The organism is Nonomuraea dietziae (assembly GCF_014195505.1).
GTDB lineage: Bacteria > Actinomycetota > Actinomycetes > Streptosporangiales > Streptosporangiaceae > Nonomuraea > Nonomuraea roseola.
In genome coordinates, this window is record NZ_JACIBV010000001.1 from 6,777,069 (window position 1) to 6,798,986 (window position 21,918).

Here is a 21,918-nt window from a genome sequence, read left to right on the forward strand (position 1 = left end):
TTAGGAGATCGCCTCGACGGCCGAGCGGACCTTGGTGAGCAGCGCCGCGGGGAGCGGGGCGTAGCCGAGGTCCTTCAGCGAAGCCTGGCCCTCGTCGCTGGCGGTGTAGCCCAGGAAGGACTTCACCAGCGGGACCTGGTCGGCCGGCAGGCCCTTCTCGCAGGTGATCTCGTAGGTCACCAGGACGATCGGGTAGGCGCCCGCGGCCTTGGTGGCGTAGTCGATGCTCAGCTTGAGGTCGTTGCCGGTGCCCTTGATCTCGGCGGCCTCGACGGTCTTGGCGGCGCTGTCGGAGGTGAGCTCGACGAACTCGCCCGAACCGTTGGCGACCTTGGCCTTCTGCAGCTGGGAGTTCTCGGCGTAGGAGAGCTCCACGTAGCCGATGGCGCCCTCGGCGCCCTTCACCGAGGCGGCGACCTGGTCGGAGCCCTTGGCGCCCTGACCCTTGGCCTCGGCGGGCCACGCCTTGGCGGGCTCGTACGGCCACTCGGCCGTGGCCTTGAGGAACTTGGTGAAGTTGTCGCTGGTGCCGGACTCGTCCGAGCGGTGGAAGGCCTGGATCGGCGTCGACGGCAGCTTCGCGCTGGGGTTGTCGGCCTTGATGGCGGCGTCGTCCCACTTGGTGATCGTGCTGTTGAAGATGCCGGCGATCGTCTTGGGCGAAAGCTGCAGGCCGTCGACACCGGGGAGGTTGTAGACAACGGCGACAGGGCCGGTGACCATCGGCAGGTTGATGGCCTTGCCGGTCTTGCAACGCGCGTCGGCCTGGGCGGGCTCGCCCTTGTCGTCCTTCAGCGCCGAGTCGGAGCCGGCAAAGGAGACGGTGCCCTGGATGAACGCCTGGACACCAGCGCCGGAACCGCTCGGCTGGTAGTTCAGGTTGACGTTCGGGTTCTTCGCCTGGAAGTCCTTCTTCCACTGGTCGATCGCGTTGGCCTGAGCCGAGGACCCAGCCGCGTTGATCGTGCCGCTGAGGGCGTTGTCATTGCCCGAGGACGCGGCGGCGGTCGCGGACGTGGTGCCGGCAGGGGCACCGGTGTTGTTGTCGGTGCCGCACGCAGCGAGCGAGAGCGCGCCGACTACGGCGACGGCGGCGAGCCGGCCTGCATACTTCACGGTTGGGTTTCCTCCCACTTGGTCCTTAGTCGAGACCGACGTTAAGCAGCGAAGGTGACTCAACCCCCGAATCGGGGTGAACGTTCGGTGAACGGGCCAGGTCAGCATCATGATGGGATGCATGACCTTTCGCGTATCGCTGGTTTGCATGGGAAACATCTGCCGCTCCCCCATGGCGGAGGTGGTGCTGAGGCGGACTCTGGACGAGCACGGCCTGTCGGAGAAGGTGGCGCTCGACAGCGCGGGCACCGGCGGCTGGCACGTGGGTGACCCGATGGACGAGCGTGCCGCCGCGGTGCTGGCCGCGCACGGCTACGACGGTTCGCTTCACCGGGCTCGCCAGTTCGGTTTCGACAAGTACGACCTGGTCGTCGCCATGGACACGGAGAATCTCGGCGCCCTGCGGCGGGCCGTGCCCGCAGGAACCGACGTCCGGCTGTTCCGCTCGTTCGACCCAGAGGCGCCGGAGGGCGCGGAGGTGCCCGACCCCTACTACGGCGGCCGCGACGGCTTCGAGATCGTGCTCTCCCAGGTGAAGGCCGCCTCGGAGGGGCTGGCGAAGTACCTTGCCGATCGACTGGACTGAGGACCTCGGCGCCTCGCACGGATGGCGGCTGCGCAGGGGGATGCTCGACGGGCGGCCCGTGTTCGGCAAGCACGGCGCCGTTTCCCCGTTGTTCACCTCCGAGGCCGAGGGGCTGCGCTGGCTCGGCCCCATCGCGGCCACCGTGGTGTCCTCCCATGAGGACGGTCTGGTCCTGGAGTGGATCGACACCGAGCGGCCCACCCGCGCCGCCGCCGAGCGCTTCGGGCGCGAGCTCGCCAGGACGCACCTGCTGGGCGCCGACGCCTTCGGCGCTCCGTGGCCTGGCTTCATCGCCGATCTGCCCATGTCCAACGAGCCCGCCGCCGACTGGCCCTCGTTCTACGCCGCCCGCCGCGTCCTGCCTTTCGTACGGCAGGCGCGGCTGGCCGCCGCGGACGTCCGACTGATCGAGCGGGCCGTCGACCGCTTCCCTGACGTCTCAGGGCCGCAGGAGACGCCCTCGCGCATCCACGGCGACCTGTGGGGCGGCAACGTGCTCTGGTCGGGCGGCAGGGCGGTGCTCGTCGACCCCGCCGCGCACGGCGGTCACAGGGAGACCGACCTGGCGATGCTCGCGCTGTTCGGCGCGCCGTACCTGGACGTCGTCCTCGGGGCGTACGAGGAGGAGGCGCCGCTGGCAGACGGCTGGAGGGAGCGGGTGCCGCTGCACCAGTTGCATCCGCTGCTGGTGCACGTCTGCCTGTACGGCGAGGCCTACAGGGACGCGCTCATGGGCGCGGTCTCCCGGGTTCTGGCGCTCTGAGCGGCACCGGTGACGCTCACGCGTTGAGGCGCTTGAGCACCTCGTCGTGGAGCGTGCCGTTGGTGCACACCAGCCCGCCCGACTCCAGCCCCTTGGCGCCGTCGAGGCCCGTCCAGGTGCCGCCGGCCTCTTCGACGATCACCGTCAGCGCGGCGATGTCCCACGGGGACAGGTCGGGCTCCGCCGACAGGTCGACCGAGCCCTCGGCGACCATCATGTGCGACCAGAAGTCGCCGTAGGCCCTGGTGCGCCAGCAGGCGCGCCCCAGGTTGAGGAACGGCTCCAGCCGCCTGGCCTTCTCCCACTCCTCGATGTCGGAGTAGGAGAACGAGGCGTCCTCGAGCCTGCTCACCGAGGAGACCCGCATGCGGGTGGCCTTGGTCAGGCTCTTGCCCGTCCACGCGCCGCCTTCGCGCGCCGCCCACCAGCGGCGGCCGAGCGCGGGCGCCGACACCAGCCCGACCACGACCTCGGCGTGGTCCATGAGCGCGATCAGCGTCGCCCACACGGGCACGCCGCGCACGTAGTTCTTGGTGCCGTCGATCGGGTCGATGATCCACGACCTGGCGCCGTGGCCGCTCGTGCCGAACTCCTCGCCCACGACCGCGTCGCGGGGCCTGGCCCTGCGCAGCGTGCCCCTGATGGCCTCCTCCACCGCCCGGTCGGCGTCGCTGACCGGGGTGAGGTCGGGCTTGGTCTCGACCTTGAGGTCGACCGCCTTGAACCGGCGCAGGGTGAGGTCGTCGGCGGCGTCGGCCATGACATGCGCGAGACGCAGATCGTCGCTGTAACCCGTCACGAGGAGCCACGCTATCGCGTCGGACGCCACTTCCATCAGAGTGGCTTCATCCCCGTTCGGGTTACTCGCCAGTAGCATGGCGATATGTCATACGACGTCGGCGAACTCCTGCTGCAGACGGTGCCCTTCGCGCGCACTCTCGACATCACCTACGACAAGGTCGAGGACGGTGTGGCCATCTGCCGCCTGCCCGACCGCCAGGACCTGCACAACCACGTCGGGGGCCCGCACGCGGGGGCGCTGTTCGCGCTCGCGGAGTCGGCCTCGGGCGCGGCGACGCTGGCGACCTTCGGCGACCAGCTGTCGCGCGCCGTCCCGCTGCCCACGACCGCCACCATCCGCTACCGCAAGGTGGCCATGGGCGAGGTCGTGGCCGAGGCGCGCCTGCTCGCCTCGCGCGACGAGGTCGTGGCCAAGCTGGACGCGGGCGAGCGGCCGGAGTTCGACGTGGTCGTCGAGATCCGCAACGCGGAGGGGACGACCGTTTCGGAGATGACGGTCTCGTGGACCCTGCGCCCCAACCGCTGACTCACTCGGGCTCGGGGCTGCCTTCGCGGATGGACAACAGACGGCGCAGCGAGGCGAGGCGGGCGGGGTCGGCGTGGCCAGCGGCGACCCACGCGTCGAGCGCGCAGTCCTCGTCGAGGTGACTGCAGCCCTTGGGGCAGTCGACCGTGCCCTCGACCAGGTCGGGGAAGCTCGCCAGGACGGTCTCGACGGAGACGTGGGCCAGGCCGAAGCTGCGCACGCCGGGCGTGTCGATGATCCAGCCGCCCTCGGGCAGCTCGAGCGCGACCGCCGAGCTCGAGGTGTGGCGCCCCCTGCCGGTGACCGCGTTGACGTGCGAGACCGCCCTGTTGGCGTCGGGCACCAGCGCGTTGACCAGGGTGGACTTGCCGACACCCGAGTGCCCGACCAGCACGCTGATGCGTCCCGCGAGATGCTCGCGGAGCTCCTCCAGCTCGCCGCCCTTCTGCACCACCACGAACGGCACGCCGAGCGGCTCGTACAGCGCCACCAGCTCCGCGGGCGGGGCCAGGTCGGACTTGGTGAGGCAGAGCAGCGAGTCGATCTCGGCGTCGAAGGCGGCCACCAGGATGCGGTCGATCATGCGGGGCCGCGGCGGAGGGTCGGCCAGGGCGGTGACGATGACGAGCTGGTCGGCGTTGGCCACGATGGGACGCTCGATGCCGTCGGTGTCCTCGGTGTCGTCCGCGCTGCGGCGCAGCATCGAGGTGCGGGGCTCGACCCTGACGACTCTGGCCAGCGTGTCGGCCTGGCCTGTCACGTCGCCGACGATGGCCACCCTGTCGCCGACCACGATGCCCTTGCGGCCGAGCTCGCGCGCCTTCATGGCGGTGACCAGCTGGCGCTCGCGCTTCTTCTTGCGGCCTCCCGTCTCGACGAGGCAGGTGTAGCGGCCCCTGTCGACGGCGACCACGAAGCCCTCGACGGCGTCCTCGTGCGCAGGACGGATCCTGGTCCGAGGCCGTGAGCCCTTGCTCGGCCTGATCCTGACGTCGTCCTCGTCGTATTCCCGCTTTCTCAGCGGTCCGCTCCCTGCTCTCGGCGCGCGGCCCGGCTGCCGACCGGCCCGCGGGTCATGACTGCCCCAGCATTTCCGCCCACATGTGGGCGAACTCCGGAAGTGTCTTACCCGTCGTCGCGATGTCTTCCACCTCGACGCCGGGCACGGCGAGCCCGATGACGGCTCCCGCCGTGGCCATGCGGTGGTCGGCGTAGCTGTGGAAGGTGCCGCCGTGCAGCGGGACGGGCCTGACGATGAGGCCGTCGGCGGTCTCCTCGGCGTTGCCGCCCAGGCCGTTGATCTCGGTGACGAGCGCCGCCAGCCTGTCGGTCTCGTGGCCGCGCAGGTGGGCGATGCCGCGCAGCGTGCTCGGCGAGGAGGCCAGGGCGGCCAGCGCGGCGATGGTCGGGGTGAGCTCGCCCACCTCGTGGAGGTCGGCGTCGATGCCGGCGATCTGGCCGGTTCCCGTGACGGTGAGCCCGTGGGGGCCGAGGTCGACGGTGGCGCCCATGGCGCCGAGCAGGCCGCGCAGCTCGTCGCCCGGCTGCGTGGTCAGGGCGGGCCAGCCCGGGACGGTGACCGTGCCGCCGGTGATGAGCGCGGCCGACAGGAAGGGCGCGGCGTTGGACAGATCGGGCTCGACGACCAGGTCGCGCGCGCTGATCGGTCCTGGCTCGACCCGCCACACGTCGCGCGTGTCGTCGTCGACGGTGACGCCCGCCGCGCGCAGCATCTGGACGGTCATCTCGATGTGCGGCATCGAGGGCACGGGCGGGCCCTCGTGGCGGATCGTCACGCCCTTCTCGAACCGCGCGGCGGTGAGCAGCAGCCCCGAGATGAGCTGGGAGGAGGCGGAGGCGTCGATGGTGACCTCGCCGCCGACGGCCCTGCCGCGGACGGTGAAGGGCAGCGAGTCGTTGTCGACCTCGGCGCCGAGCGCGCGCAGGGCGGACAGGATCGGGCCCATGGGGCGCTTGCGGGCGTGGGCGTCGCCGTCGAAGTGCACCTCCCCTTCGGCCAGCGCCGCCATGGGGGGCACGAAGCGCATCACCGTGCCCGCGAGGCCGACGTCGATGCGGGCGCCGCCGCGGACGGGGCCAGGGGTGACCTGCCAGTCGACGCCCGAGGCGCTCTCGTTCGAGGGGGTCAGCTCGGTGCCGAGCGCTCGCATGGCCGCCGCCATGAGGTCGGCGTCGCGGCTGCGCAGGGCCTGCCGTACGGTGCCTGGGCCGTCGGCCAGCGCGGCCAGCAGCAGCGCCCTGTTGGTGACCGACTTGGAGCCGGGCAGGCGGACGGTCGCGGTGACCGGGGCGGAGGCCGTCGGGGCCGGCCAGAGCGGAGCGGACATGTGCTCAGCCTATCGGGAGCGGGCGCAACGGCCGCCTGGCTGCGAGGAGGGGGGAGCCTGGGGGGAGAACAGGACACGGTCAGGGGACCAGGACGGCGCGGCCCCTGACCTCACCGCGCTCCAGCCTGGCCAGGACGTCGTCGGCGGCGGCCAGCGGGTGCCGCTCCACCTGCACCTTGATGAGCCCGCGCTGGGCCAGCGAGAGCACCTCGTGCAGGTCTCTGCGCGTCCCGCCGTACGGCCTGCTGACCGTGGCGCCCCACGGCAGCCCCTGCGGCGGACCGGAGGCCGAGAAGTCGACGGACCCGCCGCCGAGCCCGAGCACCGTCAGGTGCCCGTAGGAGGAGACGACCCCCGCGCCGACGGACAGCGTGGGCGTCACGCCGACGAAGTCGAGCACCACGTCCGCGCCCCTGCCGTGCGTGAGCTCCAGGATCTCGGGAACCGCCTCGGGCCCCGACAGCACGGCGTGGTCGGCGCCGTGGCCGCGCGCCGCCGTGAGCTTCTCCTGGTCGAGGTCGACGGCGATGACCGTGCTCTCCGTGATCGCGCGCAGGATCTGCACCGCCAGATGGCCGAGCCCGCCGACGCCGATCACCACGGCCGTGGAGGTCGGGGTGAGCAGCTCGCGCGAGCGGTCGATGGCGTGGTACGGCGTGAGCCCCGCGTCCGCCAGCGGCGCCGAGTCGACGGGGTCGAGATCGCCGAGCGGCACCAGCGACCTGGCGGGGGCCAGCATGTACTCCGCCATCGCGCCCGGATAGCCGAGGCCGGGCCCCGGCACCAGGCCGCGGGGGAAGCGCTCGCAGGCGTTCTCCGCCCCTGTGGCGCACCGGCGGCACACGCCGCAGCCCCACACGATGTAGCAGATGGCGTGCTGTCCCGTCGCCCATCCGTTCACCTGGGGGCCGAGCGCGACGATCTGACCCGCGGGCTCGTGGCCGAGCGTCATGGGGAAGGGCAGCTGCTGGGCGTGAAGCAGGTGCAGATCGGAGTGGCACACGCCCGATCCGGTCACTTTCAGCAGAACCTGACCGGGACCCGGCTCGGGCACGTCGACGTCGCGAAGTTCGGTCTTGCCTGGGCTGACCAGCTGAAATGCCTTCATGTCCAGTCAACCTACTGGGCGGGGGAGCCGAACCCGTGGCAGGCTGGACGCATGTGCGGCAGATACGCCTCGGCGCGCAAGAAGCACGAGCTCCTGGAGGAGTTCGAGGTCGAGCAGGACGCCTCTCCCGATGAGGAACTGCAGCCCGACTACAACGTCGCCCCCACCAAGCAGGTCTACGCGGTGCTCAGCAGGGTGCCGAAGGAGGCCGAGCGAGCGGTGAGGCAGCTGAGGGTCATGCGATGGGGGCTGGTGCCCGTCTGGGCGAAGGACCCCTCCATCGGCTCCCGCATGATCAACGCCAGGCTGGAGACGGTCGCGGAGAAGCCCGCCTTCAAGAGGGCCTTCGCCTCGCGCAGGTGTCTGCTGCCCGCTGACGGCTACTTCGAGTGGATGCCGGTCGAGGGCGAGAAGAAGAAGAAGCAGCCCTTCTACATCCATCCCGAGGACGACGGCGTGCTGGCCATGGCCGGGCTCTACGAGTTCTGGAAGGACCCGACCAGGGCCGAAGACGACCCGCTCAAATGGCTCGTGACCTGCACGGTCATCACCACGCAGGCGGAGGACGACCTCGGGCACATCCACGACAGGATGCCCATGATGATCGAGCGTGAGCGCTGGGCGGAGTGGCTCGACCCCACGCTGACCGACACCGGGCAGGCGTCGCGGCTGCTGGTGCCCGCCGACGCGGGACGGCTGGTCGCCTACCCCGTCTCCACCGACGTCAACAGCGTGCGCAACAACGGCCCTCACCTGATCGAGCCGCAGGAACCGGAGGAAGAGGGCGCGCTTTTCTAAAAGTGTAAGAAGCGTTCGTAGTGGGCATCCGGTGAGGAAAGCGATGCCATCCGTTTACTCGGAGTCACCGCGTTGTTTACCCCCCACTGCGCCGGGCGGGACCTCCGGGGAGTCCCGCGGCCGGCCGCTCCCGCCTACCCGGAGGTGCGGACCGTGGACGACACGACCGCTCGTGAGCGACTGGAGAGCATGCTCGCCGAGCTCGACAGGTCCATCGGCGTGCTGCGCGGGGATCCGGTGGCCGTCAGGGACCGCTCAGCGGCCGACGCCGGATCCGACCTGACCGACACCGACCGCGCGCAGGCCATGCTGACCGTGGCCACCGCGCAGCGCGGCGCGGTGGTGGCCGCGCTCAGGCGCCTCGACGAGGGCTCCTACGGCGAGTGCGTCGACTGTGGCAAGCAGGTGCCCGAGGGCAGGCTGGAAGCGCGTCCCGAGGCCGCCAGATGTGTGCAGTGCCAGTCGAGGCAGGAGAGAAGGCGTTAGCGCGTCTCCTTCTTGACCGCGCTCGCCACGAGATGGATGCCGACGGTGTCGTCGTCGTTGGGATGGGCGTCGAGCTCGGTGCGCACCAGCCAGGTCAGCGCCCTGGTGTCGGTGGCGAGCACATGGTCGACGGTGGAGGGCGACAGCACGGTGCGCGGCCGTACCCACTCGACCTCCAGGCCCGCGCCGGTCAGCAGCTCGCGCAGCTGGCCGCTGCTGAAGCAGCGGGTGATGCTGCCATCGGGCCACGGCACGAGCATGACCTCGCCGGTCTGGCGCAGGTGCGCCCAGTAGTTCTGCTCGGCCAGTATCGCCATGCCGAGGACCAGGGAGTCGACGCAGACCAGGGCGCGCCCGCCCGGACGCAGCACGCGGACCACGTCCTCCATCGCCGACTCGGCCATCAGCTCGATCGACAGCGCGCGCTCCTCGGCCACCACCGCGTCCACGCACCCGTCGGGCAGGAACGCCAGATCGTCGGCGCGAACCTGGCGCACCCGGTCGGCATCGCGCAGCTGCGGCTGCCCCTCGACGGCGCGGCGGAAGTCGACCACCTCGATCACCTTGTGCCCGGCCTTGGCGGCCTGGGAGGACCAGCGGCCCCTGCCGCCGGAAAGATCGAGGACCACGGAGGGACGGCCGGGAAGCCAGCGGCTCAACTGCTCGGCGACGACCGCACGATAAAAGGTCCAGTACGGTCCGAGCGTCCCTGAGCCGTTCAGTTCCTCGGCCGGAATGGGCAGCACACGCGACTCCTGTGTTCCGGAAAAGGTACGTTGGTTTTTCCCCGTACCAGGTCGTTCGTCACCTTCTATCTTGCGGGAACAGACGCGCGCGCGGGTGTGTTGCAGACAAGCATGCTCGCAGTCGCCGAGGGCCGCGACCGCATCGCCGGTCGCAGCCTCGCCCTTCCCGAACCCCTCCCCGGTGGCCTGACGGTCACTGACGAGCGGGTATCCTCCCCTGAGTACGGTGTTCCGCCACAGCAGGCCACCGGCGATCTTAGGGGGGTGGGTCCGGTGCCCGCGACAGGCACGGAGACTCTGGAGCAGCGCAGCGAGCGGTTCGAGCGTGACGTCATGCCGTACCTCGAGCAGCTCTACTCCGCCGCGCTCCGGATGACCCGGAACCCGGCCGATGCCGAGGACCTCCTCCAGGAGACCTTCGCCAAGGCGTTCGCCTCCTTCCACCAGTTCCAGGAGGGCACGAACCTCAAGGCCTGGCTCTACCGGATCCTGACGAACACCTTCATCAACAGCTACCGCAAGAAGCAGCGGGAGCCGAAGCAGTCAGGCACCGAGGAGATCGAGGACTGGCAGCTGGCGCGCGCCGGGTCGCACACCTCGAGCGGGCTGAAGTCCGCCGAGATCGAGGCGCTCGAGCACCTGCCCGACGGCGACATCAAGGAAGCTCTCGCGGCGCTGCCCGAGGAGTTCAGGATCGCCGTCTACCTGGCTGACGTCGAAGGCTTTCCCTACAAGGAAATCGCCGACATCATGGGCACCCCGATCGGCACGGTGATGTCGAGACTCCACCGCGGCCGCAGGCAGTTGCGGACGCACCTCGAGGACTACGCCCGCGAGCGTGGCCTGGTCCCGGCGGAGGGATCCAAATGAGCTGTGGTGAGCCGCACGACACGGACTGTCGCGAGGTGCTCGACAAGGTCTACGCCTACCTCGACGGGGAGCTCGGCGAGGGTGAGTGCGTCGACATCCGGGTGCACCTTGACGAGTGCGGCCCCTGCCTGCAGGAGTACGACCTCGACAAGGCGGTGAAGGCGCTGGTCGCCAAGCACTGCGGATGCGACCCCGTACCCGACGACCTGCGCGCGAAGGTCCTCGACCGCATCGCCCGCGTACGGGCCGACCTGTCCGACTAGCCCGCCCTGCCGGCCCGCACGGCTAGCATGGCGCCCATGCGCGTGCTGGTGACCGGGGGAGCCAGCGTGGCCGACCCCGTGCGCGACGCCCGGGTCAACGTCGAGGGCACCGCCTCGGTGCTGACGGCCGCCCACAGCGCCGGCGCGCGCAAGGTGGTCTTCGCCTCCTCCGTCGCGGTGTACGGCAGGCCTGGCGTCATCCCCGTGCCGGGCGACGCGGCCACCGACCCCCGCTCGCCGTACGCGGCCTCCAAACTCAGCGGCGAGACCTACCTGGCCGCCTTCAGGGCGCTGCACGGCATCGACTACACCACGCTGGTGCTCTCCAACGTCTACGGCCCGCGCCAGTCGCCGGCCGGCGAGGCGGGCGCGGTGGCCGTCTTCACCGACGCGCTGCTGTCGGGCGCGCCGACCGTGCTGTACGGCGAGGGCGACCAGACCCGCGACTACGTCTACGTCGCCGACGTCGTGGACGGCTTCGTCAGGGCGTGCGGCGAGGCGGGCGGCGGGCGGCGGTTCAACCTCGGCACCGGCCTCCAGACCACCGACCGCGAGCTGCACACGCTCGTCGCCGAGGCGGCGGGGGTGCCCGACGACCCCGGATTCGCGCCCGCGCGGCTCGGCGACCTGCCGGCGATGGCCGTCGATCCGGCTCCCGCGAGGGAGGGTCTCGGCTGGCGGCCGCAGACCGAGCTGTCAACTGGCCTGAAGGCGACAGTGGAGTGGGTCCGGAGTCGCCGCAGGTAGTTGCTTGATTACGCTTTGCTTGCGATTCCCGCGTCGGCCCCCTGTTCCCGGACGTCTTCTGTAGCGTGAGCCCCATGCGCACGTTGAAAGCACTGGCCGTTCCGGTGATTCCCCTGGTCGAGGGCGTTGACGCCGCCCCTCCAGGCGTCTCCTGGACCTGAGGGTCGCGAGGGCGCCATGCGTGGACTGCCGTGGCCTGCGAAGGCCTACCTGGTCGTCGTCATCGGCGCGGCGGCCGCTCTGGTCGGCAACATCGTCGTCGTGCCAGGACAGCTCGCCGGCGTCGGCGAGTACGGCACCCTGCTCGTTCTCGCACTGCTGTTCCTGGTCTGCGAGTCGATGCCGACGCTGCTCAACGTGGAGCAGTTCGCCGTCTCCGTCAGCTTCTCGGCCGCGCTCGCCGCCGTGGTGCTGGTGGGGCCCGAGGGCGCCGCGATCGTCGGCCTGACCGCCGTCGTGAGCGTACGGCCAGGCCTGCCGCTGGTGAAAAGGCTCTTCAACGGGGCCCAGTTCGCGATCTGCGGTTACGCCTCGGGCAAGGTCTACGAGTTCTTCGGCGGCGTCACGGGCGTGCCGGAGGTCAACGACTTCGAGGCGCTCGTCGGCCCCTACGCGGTGGCGGCCGCGCTGTTCGTCCCGCTCAACATCGTCCTGACGCTGACCATGGTGCGCCTGGCGAGCACCGAGCGCGCCGAGCGGATGCCCGCCAGGGGCATGGCGCAGTTCCTGCTGTCCTACTTCGGCTACGCCACCTTCGGGCTGCTGGTGGCGGGGCTGTGGGCGACCGTGGCCTCGATCTCGGCCGTGCTGGTGCTGCTGCCGCTCTTCATCGCCCGCTGGGCCTTCGGGCAGTACCACGCGCAGCAGCGCTCCTACGACGCCACCATCGCCGCGCTCTGCCAGGCGGTCGAGACCAAGGACTACTACACCCGAGGCCACTGCACGAGGGTGTCGCTGGCCTCCACGATGATCGCCCAGGAGATCGGCATGGGCGCGGAGCGGCTGAGGGCCATCCGCTACGCGGGCATGCTGCACGACGTGGGCAAGCTCGGCGTGCCCACGAAGGTGCTGCAGAAGGACGGGCCGCTCACCGAGGAGGAGTTCGCGGCGATCCAGCTGCACCCGATGCGGGGGCTGGAGATCGTGCGCGGCATCGACTTCCTCGACGAGGCCTTCGCGGGCATCATGCACCACCACGAGCGCCACGACGGCAGGGGCTATCCGATGGGGCTGGCGGGCGACGAGATCCCCGAGTTCGCGCGGGTCATCGCGGTCGCCGACGCCTTCGACTCGATGACCTCCGACCGCTCCTACAGGGGGGCGCGCCCCGTCGAGGTGGCGGTGGCCGAGCTGCACAAGGGGGCCGGCTCCCAGTTCGACCCCGAGATGGTGGCGGCCTTCGTGCGCGCGCTGGAGCGCGAGCCGTGGCAGCCGCCGCGCAAGGCCTCGCCGCCGCCTTGCGACGAGACCGAGACCACGACCAAGGACCACGACGACCCGACGATGCCGATCGAAGTGGTGGGCGGCTCATGACGACCCCGATCGGCAGGCCGGTGCCCGAGGTGGCGCCGAGCACCCCCCGCGCCGAGGGCGTGCGGCGGTGAACCGGGTCTTCCAGGGGCTCGACTCGGGGCAGCTGCTGCTGATCGCCGCGGCGGGGCTGGTGGCCGTCGCCGGCGTGGCCCACACCGCCGCCGTCGGCCTGGTCAGGCCCGACATCGCGGTGGGCTTCGGCGCGCTCATCGCGATCGGGGAGCTCGCGCGGCTCACGATGCCGGGCAACAGGGAGGTCGCGCCCATCGGCGCGGCCGCCGCGCTCGGCTACACGCTGCTGCTCGACCTCAGCGACGTCCAGCTTGAGCACACCGCGCTGCAGGTGGTCGCCGTGATCGCGGTCGGGATGATCGCGGGGGCGCTGCCGCATCTGGCCGTGGGCCGCCCGCCCAGGCTCGACGCGATGGCCAGGAGGCTGCTCACCGGCGCGCTGCTGGCCTTCGCCTTCAGGCCGCTGGCCGGCACTCTCTACACCCTGACCCAGGAGCCGACGAAGACCTGGTGGCCCGCGCTGGTCGTCATGGTGGCGCTGATCGCGATCGCCCTGCTGGCCGACGTGCTCATCGCGGCGATGCTGCGAGCCGAGCAGGTGCGCACCGCGTTCAAGGTCGCGGTGAGGGACGAGATCAGGATGGCGTTCCCGCTGGGCGCGGCCGTGGCCGCCTCCGGGGTGCTGCTCGCGCTCGCCTGCCACAGCATGGACCTGATGGCGCTGCTGGTGTTCGCCGCGCCGCTGCTGGTCACCCAGGTCGCCTTCCGCAAGTACGCGGGCATCCGCGCGACCTACCTGCAGACTGTGCGCGCCCTGTCGAGGGTGACCGAGGTCGGGGGATACGTCGAGCCTGGCCACTCGCGCAGGGTGAGCAGGCTGGCCGTCGCGATCGGCAGGGAGCTCGGCATGGCCGAGCCCGAGCTGCTGGAGCTCGAGTACGCGGCGCTGATGCACGACATCGGCCAGCTGTCGCTGCGCGATCCCATCCCCGGAGGGGCGACCGTCCTCACCGATCCCGAGCAGGCGCGGCGCATCGCCGAGCTGGGCGCGGCCGTGATCAGGCAGACGGGCGTGCTCGACAGGGTCGCCGAGCTGGTCAGGAGGCAGTGCGACTCCATCGCCGAGGACCCGCCGATGTCGAGCAGGATCATCAAGGCCGCCAACGCCTACGACGACCTCGTCGGCGGGTCCACCGACCGCGACAGGGCGGGGGCGGCTCTGGAGCGGCTGAGGCTCGGCATCGGCGGCGAGTACGACCCGGCGGTGATCGAGGCGATGGCCCGCGTCGTCGACAGGCTCGCCCCAGTGCATCGGCTCTAGGCGGGGGACGCTCCGCACGGCGTTTCCTCGCTCGCTTTTGTGGACTTCCTACAAGACGAACTGTCCGGATCGGTGGTTTCGAGGGAAAGGGTCGGACAGCCGGCGATCATAGGGTGGGCGTCGTGCTTAATGAGACGCTCGGAACCGTCCTGATCGCCAACCGAGGCGAGATCGCCAGGCGGATCATCCGCACGGTCCAGCGGCTGGGGCTGCGAGCCGTCGCGGTCCACTCCGAGGCCGACGCCGATCTGCCCTTCGTCACCGAGGCCGACGAGGCCGTACTGCTCGGCCCCGCCAACCCCGCGCAGAGCTACCTCGACGTCGACAAGGTGCTCGAGGCGGCGCGCGCGACCGGAGCGAAGGCCATCCACCCCGGCTACGGCTTCCTCGCGGAGAACGCCGCCTTCGCCAGGGCCGTCGTGAAGGCCGGTCTGATCTGGATCGGTCCCGCCCCCGAGGCGATCGAGCGGATGGGCGACAAGATCAACGCCCGCAACCTGATGGAGCGGGCGGGCGTGCCCGTCGCCGCGGGCACCCGCGAGCCCGTCACCGACCTGGAGCAGGCGCGGGCGCGGGCCGAGGAGATCGGCTACCCCGTCATGGTCAAGACCGCGGGCGGCGGCGGTGGCATCGGCATGAGCGTCGCCCACGACGCCGAAGGGCTGACCAAGGCGTTCGAGCAGGCCGCGAGGGCCGCCGCGCGCTTCGCCAGCGGCGACGTGCTCGACGGGCCCGCCGTCCTTCTCGAGCGCTACATCGAGCGCGCCCGCCACGTCGAGGTGCAGATCCTCGGCCTGCCCGACGGCACCGTCCTGGCGCTGGGCGAGCGCGACTGCTCGGTGCAGCGCCGCCACCAGAAGGTCGTGGAGGAGTCGCCGTCGCCCGGCGTCACGCCGGAGCTGCGCGAGCGCATGCTCGCCGCCGCCGTCAAGGCGGGCGAGGCGGTCGGCTATCTCGGCGCGGGCACGGTCGAGTGCCTCGTCGACGCCGACAAGCAGGACTTCGTCTTCCTGGAGATGAACACCCGCCTGCAGGTCGAGCACCCCGTCACCGAGCTGGTCACCGGGCTCGACCTGGTCGAGCTGCAGCTCAGGGTCGCCGCGGGGGAGAACCCCGAGGTGCGGCCCGAGGTGGAGGGCCACGCGATCGAGTTCCGCGTCTACGCGGAGGACCCCAAGCGCTTCTTCCCAGGGCCCGGAGCGATCACGGTGTGGGAGGAGCCCTCCGGTGACGGCGTCCGCGTCGATTCCGGCTACGCTGCGGGCACCACGGTCACGCCGTTCTACGACCCGCTGATGGCCAAGCTCTGCGTGTACGGCCAGAGCCGCGCCGAAGCGCTCGAGCTGGGCAGGAAGGCGGTGGACGCGTTCAAGGTCGAAGGGCCGAAGAACAACCTGCCGTTCTGCGCCGAGCTGCTCGGCAACGCCGAGTTCGTCAGCGGCGAGTACGACACGGGCCTGGTCGGCCGCATGCGCGCCACGTGACCGTGACACAGTTGAGGCATTGAAAGAGGGGAGTTCCCGTGGCTGAGGTGCACGCCGAGATGGTGGCGAACGTGTGGAAGGTCGTCGTCGCCGAGGGCGACACGGTCGAGGAGGGCGACACGCTCGTCATCCTGGAGTCCATGAAGATGGAGATCCCCGTCCTGGCCGAGGACGACGGTGTGGTGTCGCAGCTGAAGGTGGCCGAAGGCGACGTCGTGCAGGAAGGCGACCTGATCGCCGTCATCTCCTGAGCGTTCGCCTCAGGAGAGCCGGCCGAGGAACTTCTCCCGATCGACGACCACCCGCTCGATCGTGCCCTTGCCCACGAGCTTGGCACGATCGCGGGCGGTGAAGCTGAAGAACAGGCGCCTGCCGTCCACCGCGGTCAGCTCGGCGCTGATCTCGACGTGCGTGCCGACCGGGCTGGCGGCCAGGTGGTCGAGTTCGACGCGGGTGCCGACAGAGGTCTCGCCGGGCGCCAGGTGCTTCCTGACGGCCTGCGTGGTCACCATCTCCGCCAGCGCCAGCAGCCTGGGCGTCGCCAGCACGGGCACGTCGCCGCTGCCCACCTTGGCGGCGGTGTCCGACCGCTCGACCATGATGAGCATCGAGGATCGGAGTCCGGGCTCGAGCGTCATGACGCCAGGCTACTTGATCGGATCTCGCCCATCGGACGGACAGGAAAGGCCGCCAGGCACCAGGATAGGTTTGTACGGCTTGCGCCAATTTTGTGGTGAGAAAACTGGGACAAGCCTTACACTTCCAGAATTCCGTGACCTCTGCGTTACCTCGCCGCGATACAAATCCGCTTTGTTGGAGAACCCTGGGGTGGGAGAGGTTCCAGACGACAGGGGGTAACGGGGGAGACATGGTGGCCCAAGGGACGACGCTGGCGGGGCGATATCGCCTGGATACCCGCATCGGCGCCGGCGGCATGGGCGAGGTGTGGCGTGGCGAGGACATCGTCCTTGCCCGCACCGTCGCCGTCAAGGTGCTGCTTCCGGGCCGCACGGACGACCCCGGATTCGTCGCCCGCTTCCAGGGCGAGGCCCGAGCGATGGCGACGGTCAACCATCCGGGCGTCGTCGACGTCTACGACTACGGTGTGCATCAGGTGGCGGGCGCGGGGGCAACCGTCTACCTGGTGATGAAGTTCGTCGACGGCGAGGCGCTCGACAGGCTGCTGCAACGCCTCGGGCGCATCGCGCCCGAACCGGCCATGGAGCTGATCGCCCAGGCGGCCGCCGCGTTGCAGGCCGTCCACGACCAGGGGATCGTGCATCGCGACGTGAAGCCGGGCAACCTGCTCGTGCAGCGCGACGGCACGCTGGTCATCACCGACTTCGGCATCGCCCGCCAGGACGTGGCCAACAGGCTCACCGACGCGGGCATGGTGCTCGGCACCGCGGCCTACTGCGCGCCCGAGCAGGCGGAGGGCGCCCCCGTGACGCCCGCCGTCGACATCTACGCCCTCGGCGTGGTGGCCTACGAGTGCCTGGTGGGCGTGCGCCCCTTCGACGGCGACAGCCCTGTCACCATCGCGCTCAAGCACATCCGCGAGGCTCCGCCGCCGCTGCCCGCCGAGATCCCGCCCTCGGTCAGGGCGGTCGTCGAGCGGGCGCTGTCCAAGGACCCCCTGCGCCGCTTCCCGAGCGCCTCGGCGATGGCGGCCGCGGCCAGGCAGGCCGTGCAGTCCGCGCAGGCGGGCTCGCCTCCCTCGCTCACCGACCTGGCGCCCGTCACGGGGGCCACGATGGCGCCCTCACCTTCGACAGGGGTCGTGCAGCCGCCCGAGAACACCACGGTCACCACGCCGGGGTCGCGCCGTGGCACGCGCAGGGCGGCCAAGACGACCGGCGGCAGGGGCGTGCTGGTGGCGGGCATCGCGGCGGTGGCCGTGCTCGGCGTGGGCGCCGGCGCGGTGGCGCTGACCGGCATGAACGCCCCGTCCGGTCCGATGGAGACGGCGACGGCGGCACCGGTGGGCGGCGATGTCAGCACGAAGCCCTCCTCCACCAGGACGACGCGGAAGCAGAGGCCCCCCGAGCCCACAGAGGACCCTTCTCCCACCGAGAAGGAGACCGTCGAGCCGACCACCAGGCCGACGACGGCGAAGCCCTCGATCACTCCGTCGACCTCGCCCACGCCGACGCACGTGAAGCAGCCGCTCGTGCCCAACGTGATGGACATGTTCATCGAGGAAGCGACCAAGAAGGTCCAGGCGTCCGGCTACCAGATCAGGGTCAAGTCCGAGATGGTGATGGAGCCTGACAGCTGCAAGAAGGTGTCGGGTCAGGTGCCCGCCCCTGGCAAGCCGCTGGCGAAGGGCAAGACGGTGACCGTCGCGGTGGTGAGCGACATCTGCCCGCCGGGCAAGTCGCCGAGCCCGTCGCCCTCGACCAGCCCGACGCCGAGCACCTCGCCCTCGCCGACGATCACCGCCAAGCCGTAGGGACAGCCTTCCCCTGCTACACCCCTGTGGTGTTGCGGGGGTAGGCGACCTGCGGGTCCGTCGCGATGTTCACCATGTACGGCACGCCCGAGTCGAACGCCCTCTTCAGCGCGGGGCCGATCTCCGACGGCTTGGTGACCAGCTCACCGCCGCCGCCGAGCGCGGTCACGACCTGGTCGTAGCGCGTTCCTGGCCGCAGCTCCGCGGCCACGTCGTAGCCGTACAGCATCTGCATGGGGTGCTTCTCCAGCCCCCACATGCCGTTGTTGCCGCACACCATGACCACCGGCAGGTTGTGGCGTACGAGCGTGTCGACGTCCATCAGCGAGAAGCCCGCGGCCCCGTCGCCCAGCAGCAGCACCACCTGTGAGGACGGCCTGGCCAGCCGGGCGGCGATGGAGTAGCCGAGGCCGGTGCCGAGGCAGCCGTAGGGCCCGGGGTCGAGCCAGTTGCCCGGCTGGCGCGGCTCGACGTACTTGCCCGCGTAGGAGACGAAGTCGCCGCCGTCGCCGATCACGACCGCGTCGTCGGCGAGCACCTTGCCCAGCTCGCCGTAGACGCGCATGGGGTGGATGGGATCGCTGTCGGCACTCAACAGGTCGGCGTCGCCTGAAACGGCCGCAGCGGCCGCCTCAGAGAGCGTGGAGAGCCACGAGGCGTAGCGCGACGGCTTCACGCCCGCGTCGCCGCAGGCGGTGGCGAGGCTCCAGAAGACCAGTGACAGGTCGCCCGCGGCGGAGGCGGCCGGCTGCATGTGGGTGGCCAGCTGGGACGGCGCGTCGGCGAGATGGACGACGCGCGCCAGCGGTGCGCCCTCCTTGCCGCCGAACCAGCCGTAGCCGAGGCGGAAGTCGAGCGGGGTGCCGACGACGATCACCAGGTCGGCCTGGCCGAAGGCGAGGCCGCGGGCGCGGGTGACGAGCAGTTCGTGGCCGGCGGGCAGGATGCCGCGGCCCTGGCCGTTGGGGATGACCGGCAGGCGCCACGCCTCGACGAAGTCGCGGGCGGCCTCCTCCGCGCGGTCCATCCAGACGTCGGAGCCGAGAACGACCACGGGTCGCTCGGCCTCGGCCAGCAGCCCGGCGACGCGGGCCAGGGAGTCGGGGTCGGGCTCGTACGGCGAGGGCGTCTGCGTCTCGGCCTGGTGCATCTGCGCGGGCGCGAAGAGGTGGTCCATGAAGAAGTCCACGAAGACCGGGCCCCTGTGCGGCGCGACGGCCGTGCGGAAGGCCATCTCGACGTCCTGGCCGATCGAGTCGGCGCCCGAGGAGGTGAAGGCGAGCTTGGTGATCGGCTCGAGCAGGGGCGGATGGTCCATCTCCTGCAGCGCGCCGCTGCCCCAGCGCGACTGCGGCGCACGGCCGCCCATGACGACGACGGGCGAGCCGTTGAAGTGCGCCGTGGCGACGCCGCTGACGCCGTTGGTGATGCCGGGGCCCGCGGTGAGCACGGCCAGGCCGGGCTTCCTGGTCAGCCTGGCCGTCGCCTCGGCGGCGAAGACGGCGCTCTGCTCGTGCCTGACATCGAGGATGCGCATGCCCTCGTGGACCGCGCCGTCGTAGAGGGGGAAGACGTGCCCGCCCGAGAGGGTGAACATGGTCTCGATGCCATAGGCCTTGGCGACGGCGACAGCGGCGTCACCGGCGTGCTTCGCGGAGTCCATGGCCCGGAACCTACCAGCCGCTCAGCGTTCCAAACAGGGAGGCGTCACGGCTTGCGTCCGACCGCTCCGTAGCCGTCCACCTCCGGAGGGGTGATGCCCTCGGGCCGCCACCGCGTCACCGAGACCAGCCCGGGCTCGACGAGTTCCAGGCCCTCGAAGAAGCGGGCGATCTGCTCGGGGCTGCGCTGGATGTAGGGCAGCGCACCGCTCTCGTTGTACTGCCGGTGCGCCTGCCTGTTGGCCTCGCTGTGCACGTTCGTGCCGTCGTTGAGCGCCAGGTAGCTGCCCGAGGGCAGCGCGTCGAGCAGCCTGCGGACGATCGACAGCGCGCTCTCGTCGTCGGCCACGTGGCCCATGATGCCGCTCAGGTTGAGCGCGACAGGCCGCGAGAAGTCGAGCGTCTTGGCGGCCGCGGTGAGGATCACCTCCGGCTCGCGGACGTCGGCGTCGATGTAGTCGGTGGCGCCCTCGGGCGCGCCCACCAGCAGCGCGCGGGCGTGGGTCAGCACGAGAGGGTCGTTGTCGACGTAGACGACGCGTGACTCCGGCGCGATCCGCTGGGCGATCTCGTGGGTGTTGTCGGCGGTGGGCAGCCCGGTGCCGATGTCGAGGAACTGCCTCACGCCGGCCTCGGCGGCCAGCCAGGCGATCGTCCTGCGCAGGAAGGCCCTGGAGGCGCGCGCGCCCATGGCCATCCCTGGGAAGATCTTCAGGAACTCCTCGCCCGCGATCCTGTCGACCTCGTAGTTGTCCTTGCCGCCGAGCCAGTAGTTCCAGATCCTGGCGGAATGCGGCACGCTGGTGTCGATGTCGCTCATGCGGACAACCTAGCGATCTAGTGACGGTGACGGTACGCCGCCAACTTCCTGAAGGATCGTCGCGTCTACTAGGCATGGGGATGATGACAACGGGGGCGGCGCTGATGACCGCCGCGGCCACGCTGCTCGGCGGCGCCACGACCAGCCTGCCGAAGGGCTTCCTGCTGTGGGAGGGCCGATCGAGCGGCTGGGACATCTGGGAGGTGTCGGACAGGGCCTCGACTCCGCTCATGCTCGACGCCTGCCACGACAGCTACTGGTCCAAGCGCGGGGGCGTCGAGAAGGGCCGCGTGGCGGCCAGGACCGTCTACCGGCAGCAGGAGATCGAGATCGGCGGCGAGCAGGTCGCCATCTACCAGGACGAGTCGGGCGCTCGCGCGGCGATGGACGCCATGCGGGCCGAGCTGAAGCGCTGCGCCTCGCGCGGCGACGGCATCGAGCGCATCAGCTACTACAGCAAGCCGCTCGCCCTGGGCGACGAGGCCGTGCGGGCGGGGGCCCGCTACTGGGAGGGCGGCCTGCGGCAGGTGGCGGTGCGCAGGGGTGCGGCGATCATGGTCTACACCGAGACCGCGTGGCCGACCCCTTCGCTGCCGATGGGCGAGTTCAAGACACTGCTCAAGGACGCCAGGGAGATGTCCAGGAAGGTGTGCTGGCTGCCCGAGGCCCAGTGCCAGAACACCTGATCCGCTAGGGGCGGCGCAGCCTGGTGACGAACTTGTACCTGTCGCCCCTGTAGAGGGACTGCGCCCACTCGACCGGGTTGCCGTCGGCGTCGAAGGCGTGCCGGGTGAGCAGGAGCATCGGCAGGCCGACGTCGACGCCGAGCATCTGGGCGTCGTACGGCGTCGCCAGCACGGTCTCGATGACCTCCTCGGCGTCCGTCAGCCGCACGCTGTAGGCGTTGTGCAGCGTCTCGTAGAGGGAGGAGTGCACCTCGAGCTCGCGCCGCAGCCTGGGGAAGCGCCTGGCCGACAGATGCGTGGTGTCGATCGAGACGGGCTCGCCGTTGGCCAGCCTGAGCCGGTGGATGCGCAGCACCCTGCCGCCCGGGTTGATCGCCAGCCGTCGCGCCAGCGCCTCGTCGGCCGTGATGTAGCTGATGTCGAGGATCTTGGTGTCCGGCTCCAGGCCCGCGGTGCGCAGGTCGCCGATGTAGGAGGTGAGCTGCAGCACCTGGGCGACCTTCGGCTGGGCGACGAAGGTGCCCTTCCCCTGGATGCGTACCAGCCTGCCCTCGACCACCAGCTCCGTCAGCGCCTGGCGGACGGTGGTACGCGACGTCTCGAAGCGCACGGCCAGCGCGCGCTCGGGCGGCAGCGAACTGCCGGGCGTCAGGCTCTTGGTGAGCTCCAGCAGGCTCCGTTTGACGTCGTAGTACTTGGGTACGCGAGGGGGTTCTTCTGTCACGCTCTCACCTTCACTCCAGCCACGGCGGTGAGGGCGTGTCTGATCACCGCGAGATCATCGGAACTCA

Annotated in this window: 24 protein-coding genes; 14 read left to right on the forward strand and 10 right to left on the reverse strand. The window is 70.8% G+C overall.

What is annotated here, in order from left to right; all coding sequences use genetic code 11:
- Complete coding sequence (pstS, locus tag FHR33_RS32390) at positions 1 to 1,116, reverse strand: phosphate ABC transporter substrate-binding protein PstS (protein ID WP_183655809.1); 1,116 nt, start codon at positions 1,114 to 1,116, stop codon at positions 1 to 3.
- Between the two features lie 121 nt (positions 1,117 to 1,237).
- Here pstS and FHR33_RS32395 point away from each other — a divergent pair, with 121 nt between their 5' ends.
- Positions 1,238 to 1,702, forward strand: a complete 465-nt coding sequence (locus FHR33_RS32395) for a low molecular weight protein-tyrosine-phosphatase (protein WP_183655812.1) — start codon at positions 1,238 to 1,240, stop codon at positions 1,700 to 1,702.
- Complete coding sequence (locus FHR33_RS32400) at positions 1,683 to 2,465, forward strand: fructosamine kinase family protein (RefSeq protein ID WP_376773261.1); 783 nt, start codon at positions 1,683 to 1,685, stop codon at positions 2,463 to 2,465. The genes FHR33_RS32395 and FHR33_RS32400 overlap by 20 nt, the downstream gene beginning before the upstream one ends.
- Positions 2,466 to 2,481: 16 nt before the next feature.
- On the opposite strand, the gene hisN is transcribed toward FHR33_RS32400, so the two are convergent.
- On the reverse strand, positions 2,482 to 3,264 hold the full coding sequence (gene hisN / locus FHR33_RS32405; RefSeq protein ID WP_183655815.1) for a histidinol-phosphatase: 783 nt from the start codon (positions 3,262 to 3,264) through the stop codon (positions 2,482 to 2,484).
- Positions 3,265 to 3,348: 84 nt separating this feature from the next.
- Here hisN and FHR33_RS32410 point away from each other — a divergent pair, with 84 nt between their 5' ends.
- The gene (locus tag FHR33_RS32410) at positions 3,349 to 3,792 is read left to right on the forward strand and encodes a DUF4442 domain-containing protein (RefSeq protein ID WP_183655817.1); all 444 of its coding nucleotides are present in this window, start codon (positions 3,349 to 3,351) and stop codon (positions 3,790 to 3,792) included.
- A gap of 1 nt (position 3,793) precedes the next feature.
- Here FHR33_RS32410 and rsgA read toward each other — a convergent pair whose 3' ends face one another.
- From rsgA to FHR33_RS32425, 3 genes are all read right to left on the reverse strand, one after another.
- Positions 3,794 to 4,813: a ribosome small subunit-dependent GTPase A gene (rsgA, locus tag FHR33_RS32415; protein ID WP_183660429.1), complete on the reverse strand. Its 1,020-nt coding sequence runs from the start codon at positions 4,811 to 4,813 to the stop codon at positions 3,794 to 3,796.
- 52 nt (positions 4,814 to 4,865) lie between these two features.
- Positions 4,866 to 6,140, reverse strand: a complete 1,275-nt coding sequence (gene aroA, locus FHR33_RS32420) for a 3-phosphoshikimate 1-carboxyvinyltransferase (protein WP_183655819.1) — start codon at positions 6,138 to 6,140, stop codon at positions 4,866 to 4,868.
- A 79-nt stretch (positions 6,141 to 6,219) separates the two neighbouring features.
- Entirely contained in the window at positions 6,220 to 7,248 is a 1,029-nt protein-coding gene (locus tag FHR33_RS32425) for an NAD(P)-dependent alcohol dehydrogenase (RefSeq protein WP_183655821.1), read from the reverse strand.
- Positions 7,249 to 7,299: 51 nt separating this feature from the next.
- On the opposite strand from FHR33_RS32425, the gene FHR33_RS32430 reads away from it, so the two are divergent.
- The gene (locus FHR33_RS32430; RefSeq protein ID WP_183655823.1) at positions 7,300 to 8,046 is read left to right on the forward strand and encodes an SOS response-associated peptidase; all 747 of its coding nucleotides are present in this window, start codon (positions 7,300 to 7,302) and stop codon (positions 8,044 to 8,046) included.
- A 153-nt stretch (positions 8,047 to 8,199) separates the two neighbouring features.
- Positions 8,200 to 8,532 carry a TraR/DksA family transcriptional regulator gene (locus FHR33_RS32435; protein WP_183655826.1) on the forward strand — a complete coding sequence of 111 codons (333 nt, stop codon included), beginning with the start codon at positions 8,200 to 8,202 and terminating at the stop codon, positions 8,530 to 8,532.
- Here the strand turns inward: FHR33_RS32435 and FHR33_RS32440 are convergent.
- Positions 8,529 to 9,278, reverse strand: a complete 750-nt coding sequence (locus tag FHR33_RS32440; protein WP_183655829.1) for a class I SAM-dependent methyltransferase — start codon at positions 9,276 to 9,278, stop codon at positions 8,529 to 8,531. The two genes, FHR33_RS32435 and FHR33_RS32440, sit on opposite strands and share 4 nt — an antisense overlap.
- Before the next feature lie 264 nt (positions 9,279 to 9,542).
- Here FHR33_RS32440 and FHR33_RS32445 point away from each other — a divergent pair, with 264 nt between their 5' ends.
- The 7 genes from FHR33_RS32445 (at position 9,543) to FHR33_RS32475 (ending at position 15,759) form a co-directional block, all read left to right on the forward strand.
- The gene (locus FHR33_RS32445; RefSeq protein ID WP_183660430.1) at positions 9,543 to 10,148 is read left to right on the forward strand and encodes a sigma-70 family RNA polymerase sigma factor; all 606 of its coding nucleotides are present in this window, start codon (positions 9,543 to 9,545) and stop codon (positions 10,146 to 10,148) included.
- Positions 10,145 to 10,411, forward strand: a complete 267-nt coding sequence (gene rsrA, locus FHR33_RS32450; RefSeq protein WP_183655832.1) for a mycothiol system anti-sigma-R factor — start codon at positions 10,145 to 10,147, stop codon at positions 10,409 to 10,411. The genes FHR33_RS32445 and rsrA overlap by 4 nt, the downstream gene beginning before the upstream one ends.
- Before the next feature lie 36 nt (positions 10,412 to 10,447).
- Positions 10,448 to 11,158, forward strand: coding sequence for an NAD-dependent epimerase/dehydratase family protein (locus FHR33_RS32455; RefSeq protein WP_246452250.1), 711 nt, complete (start codon positions 10,448 to 10,450; stop codon positions 11,156 to 11,158).
- Positions 11,159 to 11,335: 177 nt separating this feature from the next.
- Positions 11,336 to 12,691: an HD-GYP domain-containing protein gene (locus FHR33_RS32460; protein ID WP_183655838.1), complete on the forward strand. Its 1,356-nt coding sequence runs from the start codon at positions 11,336 to 11,338 to the stop codon at positions 12,689 to 12,691.
- Positions 12,692 to 12,758: 67 nt separating this feature from the next.
- The gene (locus FHR33_RS32465; RefSeq protein ID WP_183655840.1) at positions 12,759 to 14,024 is read left to right on the forward strand and encodes an HD-GYP domain-containing protein; all 1,266 of its coding nucleotides are present in this window, start codon (positions 12,759 to 12,761) and stop codon (positions 14,022 to 14,024) included.
- Between the two features lie 122 nt (positions 14,025 to 14,146).
- Positions 14,147 to 15,508, forward strand: coding sequence for an acetyl-CoA carboxylase biotin carboxylase subunit (locus FHR33_RS32470; protein ID WP_183655842.1), 1,362 nt, complete (start codon positions 14,147 to 14,149; stop codon positions 15,506 to 15,508).
- Positions 15,509 to 15,546: 38 nt separating this feature from the next.
- Positions 15,547 to 15,759 (forward strand): biotin/lipoyl-binding carrier protein, encoded by a 213-nt coding sequence (locus FHR33_RS32475; protein ID WP_183655844.1) that lies wholly within the window; start codon positions 15,547 to 15,549, stop codon positions 15,757 to 15,759.
- 9 nt (positions 15,760 to 15,768) lie between these two features.
- Here the strand turns inward: FHR33_RS32475 and FHR33_RS32480 are convergent, their stop codons facing one another.
- On the reverse strand, positions 15,769 to 16,146 hold the full coding sequence (locus FHR33_RS32480) for a thioesterase family protein (RefSeq protein WP_183655847.1): 378 nt from the start codon (positions 16,144 to 16,146) through the stop codon (positions 15,769 to 15,771).
- A 230-nt stretch (positions 16,147 to 16,376) separates the two neighbouring features.
- Here FHR33_RS32480 and FHR33_RS32485 point away from each other — a divergent pair, with 230 nt between their 5' ends.
- A complete protein-coding gene (locus FHR33_RS32485; RefSeq protein WP_183655849.1) occupies positions 16,377 to 17,960 on the forward strand; it encodes a protein kinase domain-containing protein in 1,584 nt (527 codons plus the stop codon).
- A gap of 16 nt (positions 17,961 to 17,976) precedes the next feature.
- Here FHR33_RS32485 and FHR33_RS32490 read toward each other — a convergent pair whose 3' ends face one another.
- Complete coding sequence (locus FHR33_RS32490) at positions 17,977 to 19,623, reverse strand: acetolactate synthase (protein WP_183655852.1); 1,647 nt, start codon at positions 19,621 to 19,623, stop codon at positions 17,977 to 17,979.
- Between the two features lie 44 nt (positions 19,624 to 19,667).
- Positions 19,668 to 20,441, reverse strand: a complete 774-nt coding sequence (locus tag FHR33_RS32495; protein ID WP_183655856.1) for an SAM-dependent methyltransferase — start codon at positions 20,439 to 20,441, stop codon at positions 19,668 to 19,670.
- 74 nt (positions 20,442 to 20,515) lie between these two features.
- On the opposite strand from FHR33_RS32495, the gene FHR33_RS32500 reads away from it, so the two are divergent.
- Positions 20,516 to 21,127 carry a hypothetical protein gene (locus FHR33_RS32500; protein ID WP_183655859.1) on the forward strand — a complete coding sequence of 204 codons (612 nt, stop codon included), beginning with the start codon at positions 20,516 to 20,518 and terminating at the stop codon, positions 21,125 to 21,127.
- 4 nt (positions 21,128 to 21,131) lie between these two features.
- Here FHR33_RS32500 and FHR33_RS32505 read toward each other — a convergent pair whose 3' ends face one another.
- Positions 21,132 to 21,851, reverse strand: coding sequence for a GntR family transcriptional regulator (locus FHR33_RS32505; protein ID WP_183655862.1), 720 nt, complete (start codon positions 21,849 to 21,851; stop codon positions 21,132 to 21,134).
- Positions 21,852 to 21,918: the final 67 nt, after the last annotated feature.